This is a genomic window from Agromyces sp. P1_H4, from assembly GCF_056405255.1.
Genome location: NZ_JBFUCL010000286.1, coordinates 1 through 4,949, shown reverse-complemented (window position 1 = coordinate 4,949; position 4,949 = coordinate 1). Strand labels below are relative to the sequence as shown.

Here is a 4,949-nt window from a genome sequence, read left to right as displayed (position 1 = left end):
GGCGAGGAGTGGTGCCGACCGCGTCGTACGAGAACGCGCCGCGAGCGAACGGGTCGGCGCCCCACCGCGAGCGGCGCATGGCCGTCGGCGCGGGGACGCCGTCGGGCCGGGGGGTGGGCGCGGGCACAGGGGGCGCCGAGGTCGTGGGAGCCGGCGTGGGCGCGGRCTGCGGCCAGCAGCTCGCGAGCGTGACGGCGGCGATCCCCGAGAGCGACGCGGCGAGGAAGGTTCGCCGGGCCATGCCGCCGGACGCCGCCCGAGAGTCCATGGGATTCAGGCTAGCCGACGGGGCCGACGCCGCCGTCAGACCGGCGCGGCGGCCGCGCGGAACGCCGCGGCGAACCGGGGGAGGCCGGCCTCGATCGTCTCCATCGTGGCGGTGAGCGAGATGCGGAAGAAGCCGGGCGTCTCGAACATGCGGCCCGGGAGCACGAGGACGCCCTCGCGATCGAGCGCCCGCGTGAACTCGACGTCGTCGGTGAGCGGCGACTCGGGGAACAGGTAGAACGTGCCCTCGGGCTGGGCGACGCGGTAGCCGATCTCGCGCAGGGCCGCCACCATCACGTCGCGCTTGCGCTGGAAGAGCGGCAGGTCGAACGCGAGCGTCTCCAGCTTCGGCAGCGCGTACTGCATCGACGCGTTGGGGAAGAGCCAGCCGCCCGAGATCTGTACCGTCTCGATCGCGTCGCGGAACGCCTCGCGCCCGGGCATGGTGGGGGGCACGGCGAGGTACCCGATGCGCTCGCCGGGCGAGAGCAGCGTCTTGCCGTAGCTGTAGGCGAGGAAGCTCCACGGATAGAACTCCACCGGGCTGCGGAAGCGCGCCCCGTCGAAGACGATGCGGTTGTAGGCCTCGTCGGAGATGAGGAAGATGCGCCGGCCGTTGCGCTCCGACGCCTCGTCGAGGATCGCCGCGAGCCGCTCGAGCGTGGCCGGCGGGTAGATGCGGCCCGTCGGATTGTTGGGGCTGTTCACGATCACGATGCGGGTGCGCGGCGTGATGGCCGCGGCGATCGCGTCGAGGTCGAGATCGAGGGTCTCGCGGTCGATCGACACCTTCACCGGCACCATGCCGGCCTCGATCACGAGCGGCTCGTAGAGGAACCACGGCGGGAGGCTGTACACGACCTCGTCGCCCGGGTCGCCGACGATCTTGAGGGCCGTCGAGATGGCCGCGAACCCGCCCGTGGTGAGGTGCACGTCCTCGGGCTCGAACGGGATGCCGACATGCCGGCTGAGCGACTCGGTCGCCGCGGCCACCGCCTTCGCGTCGCCGAAGTTGTAGGCGAACCACAACTCGTGCTGCGGCACCAGCGCTTCGCGGAGGATCTCGACGTAGGCCTGCGACGGCGGGTCGTGCGGGTCGCCGAACGTGAAGTCGAGCACGCCCGGCTCGTGCCGTCGCTGCTCGTAGCCCGAGAGCCGGTAGTAGTCGTAGAGCAGCTGGAACGGCGTCGCCGCCGCAACGGTCACGACACGGTCGGAGGTGAGTCGGTCATCCATGGGCGCTTCCCTCGGGATCGGGGATGCTCCGCGGGCGCGAAGTCCCCGTGAACGCGGCCCATGCTACTCCGCGACGACGCCCGCGCCTCAGGGGCCTCCATGAGCCGCTGAGACGCGGAGCGTCGAGCCGTCAGGCGCCGACTTTCAGCCGGTGACGTACCCGTCGGCCACGTCGAGGGCCGCGTCGATGATCTCGAGGCCGCGCACGAGCCCGTCCTCGGTGATCACGAGCGGCGGCGCCACGTGCATCCGGTTGAAGTGGATGAACGGCCAGAGGCCCGCCTGCTTGCAGGCCGCAGCCACGGCGGCCATCGGCGCGGCGGCCGCGCCCGCGGCGTTGAACGGCACGAGCGGCTCGCGCGCCGCGGCATCCGACACCAGCTCGATCGCCCAGAACAGGCCGAGCCCCCGCACCTCGCCGACCGACGGATGCCGCTCGGCCATCGCCCGGAGGCGCGGCTCGACGACGCGCGTGCCGAGGTCGCGCACGCGCTCGAGGATGCCGTCGCGCTCGAACACCTCGAACGTCGCGACGCCCGCCGCGCAGGCGAGCGGATGTCCCGAGTAGGTGAGCCCGCCCTGGAACGCCACCGTGTCGAAGTGCGCGGCGATGCGCGCCGAGATGACGACGCCACCGAGTGGCACGTAGCCCGAGTTCACGCCCTTCGCGAAGGTGATGAGGTCGGGCACGACACCGAAGTGGTTCACCGCGAACCACTCGCCGACGCGGCCGAAGCCGACCATCACCTCGTCGGCGATGTAGACGATGCCGTGGCGGTCGCACAGCTCGCGCACGCCCTGCAGGTAGCCGGGCGGTGGCACGAGCACGCCGTTCGTGCCGACGACCGTCTCGAGGATGATCGCGGCGATCGTGCCGGCTCCCTCGAGCGTGATGACCTGCTCCAGGTGGGCGAGCGCGCGCTCGGCCTCCTGCTCCGGATTGTCGGCGTGGAACGACGAGCGGTACGCGTACGGGCCCATGAAGTGCGCGACGCTGCCGTCGCTCGGCTCGTTCGCCCAGCGGCGCGGGTCGCCCGTGAGCGAGATGGCCGTGGCGGTGCCGCCGTGATAGCTGCGGTACATCGAGAGCACCTTGCGCCGGCCGGTCACGGCGCGGGCCAGGCGCACGGCGTACTCATTGGCGTCGGCGCCGCCGTTGGTGAAGAACACCTTGTCGAGGTCGCCGGGCGCCACCTCGGCGATGCGGCGGGCGAGCTCGCCGCGCACGTCGTTCGCCATCGACGGCTGGATCGTCGCGAGGCGGCCCGCCTGCTGCTGGATCGCCGCGACGAGGTCGGGATGCTGGTGCCCGAGGTTCAGGTTCACGAGCTGGCTCGAGAAGTCGAGGTAGGCGTTGCCCGCGTAGTCCCAGAACGTCGAGCCCTCACCAGCCGCGATCGGCAGCGGGTCGATGAGCGCCTGCGCGCTCCACGAGTGGAACACGTGGGCGCGGTCGTCGGCGCGCACCCGGGCGTCGGCCTCGAGGTCGGGCAGCGGATGCCGCGTGCCGCTCCGGTCGGCGTACCTCGCCGTCGCGGCATCCGTCGCTTGGGTCTCGGTGAGTGTGTCGGTCATGCGTGGTGCTCCTCGCGGATGTCTCCGGATGACAGTCGTTGTCGGTATCGGGCAGAGCGAACCGACAATTGCCGTCATCTCGATGGGAAGAGGGTCAGTGGTTCGACGGGAAGCCGAGGTTGACCTGCGACTCCGACGGGTTCGGCCAGCGGGTGGTGACGACCTTCGAGCGGGTGTAGAAGTGCACCGACTCGGGGCCGTAGATGTGCGAGTCGCCGAACAGCGAGCTCTTCCAGCCGCCGAACGAGTACGCGCCGACGGGCACGGGGATCGGCACGTTCACGCCGACCATGCCGACCTCGATGTCGAACTCGAACTGGCGGGCCGTGCCGCCGTCGCGCGTGAAGATCGCGGTGCCGTTCGCGAACCGGTTGGCGTTGATGAGCGCGACCGCCTCGTCGTACGACTCGACGCGCACGACCGAGAGCACCGGGCCGAAGATCTCGTCGTCGTAGACCTTCATGCCCGGCTTCACGTGGTCGACGAGCGAGACGCCGACGAAGAAGCCGTCGCCGTCGAAGGCCTGCGTGGTGCCGTCGACGACGACCGTCGCGCCTTCGGCCGCTGCGCCCGTCACGTAGGAGGCGACCTTGTCGCGGTGTTCGCGCGTGATGAGCGGACCCATCTCGCTCGCGGCATCCGTGCCGTCGCCGATGACGAGCGCGCCCATGCGGCTGCGCACCGCCTCGACGAGGTCGTCGGCCACGTCGCCCACCGCGACGAGCACCGACACGGCCATGCAGCGCTCGCCGGCCGAGCCGTACGCGGCCGACACCGCGGCGTCGGCCGCGCCCTCGAGGTCGGCGTCGGGCATGACCACCATGTGGTTCTTCGCACCGCCCAGTGCCTGCACCCGCTTGCCGTTCGCGGCGGCCCGCTCGTAGATCGACTTCGCGATCGGCGTCGAGCCGACGAACGAGATCGCGCGCACCTCGGGGGCGTCGAGGATCGTGTCGACCGCGACCTTGTCACCGTGCACGACGTTGAGCACGCCGTCGGGAAGGCCCGCCTCCTGGAACAGCTTCGCGAGGAAGACGGCGGCGCTCGGGTCCTTCTCGGAGGGCTTCAATACGACCGTGTTGCCGCACGCGATCGCCGAGGCGACCATCCACAGCGGCACCATGACCGGGAAGTTGAACGGCGTGATCGCGCCGACCACGCCGACGGGCTGCTTCGTCGAGTGCACGTCGACGCCGCGCGCGACCTGCTCCGAGTGCTCGCCCTTCAGCAGGTGCACGAGCCCGGCGGCGAACTCCACGTTCTCGATGCCGCGCGAGATCTCGCCCGCGGCATCCGACAGCACCTTGCCGTGCTCGCTCGTGAGGATCGCGGCGAGCTCGCCCTGGCGCTCGACGAGCAGGTGACGCAGCCTGAAGAACACGTCGGCGCGCTTGATGAGGCCCGTCGCGCGCCAGCCCGGCAGGGCAGCAGATGCCGCGGCGATCGCCTGCTCGACCTCGCCGACCGAGGCGAATGCCACCTCGTGCTGCTGCGCGCCGGTGGCCGGGTTGAAGACCGGTCCGGTGCGCTCGGCGTCGGCGACCTCGCGGCCGTTGATGAAGTGTCGGATGAGGCTCATGCGGGTCCTTCGTGACGTGGGCGACGACGGTCGGACAGAATGGCCGACGTGGTCGTCTAGGCTGGCACTCCCGAGTCTTACAGAGGCAGAGAGGCCCGATCGATGGCAGATCGTCGCGAAGACGACGCGATCCGAACAGATCGTCCGGCGGCGCCGGCGGCGACCGCGGCGAGCGCCACGGCGGCCGACGGGCTGCCGACCGTGCGGGAGATCCTCACGCTCGAGGCGGTCGCACACGGCCTTCCCGAGGTGCTCTCGGGCGAGGGTGCGCTCGACGCGCGCGTGCGCTGGG

The 4,949-nt window shown here is 71.2% G+C and carries 4 protein-coding genes and 1 pseudogene; 1 reads left to right on the top strand and 4 read right to left on the bottom strand.

Annotated features, from left to right (window positions below):
- From AC1DY2_RS15315 to AC1DY2_RS15300, 4 genes and pseudogenes are all read right to left on the bottom strand, one after another.
- Window positions 1-268 (bottom strand): annotated as a pseudogene (locus AC1DY2_RS15315) (hypothetical protein); the annotation flags it as partial.
- A gap of 35 nt (window positions 269-303) precedes the next feature.
- Window positions 304-1,503 (bottom strand): aminotransferase class I/II-fold pyridoxal phosphate-dependent enzyme, encoded by a 1,200-nt coding sequence (locus AC1DY2_RS15310; protein ID WP_476763206.1) that lies wholly within the window; start codon window positions 1,501-1,503, stop codon window positions 304-306.
- Between the two features lie 144 nt (window positions 1,504-1,647).
- Window positions 1,648-3,078: an aminotransferase class III-fold pyridoxal phosphate-dependent enzyme gene (locus AC1DY2_RS15305; protein ID WP_476763205.1), complete on the bottom strand. Its 1,431-nt coding sequence runs from the start codon at window positions 3,076-3,078 to the stop codon at window positions 1,648-1,650.
- Window positions 3,079-3,172: 94 nt separating this feature from the next.
- The gene (locus AC1DY2_RS15300; RefSeq protein ID WP_476763204.1) at window positions 3,173-4,657 is read right to left on the bottom strand and encodes a CoA-acylating methylmalonate-semialdehyde dehydrogenase; all 1,485 of its coding nucleotides are present in this window, start codon (window positions 4,655-4,657) and stop codon (window positions 3,173-3,175) included.
- Between the two features lie 102 nt (window positions 4,658-4,759).
- Here AC1DY2_RS15300 and AC1DY2_RS15295 point away from each other — a divergent pair.
- Window positions 4,760-4,949, top strand: a 190-nt coding sequence (locus tag AC1DY2_RS15295; RefSeq protein WP_476763203.1) for a hypothetical protein, incomplete at its 3' end; no start/stop codon positions are given.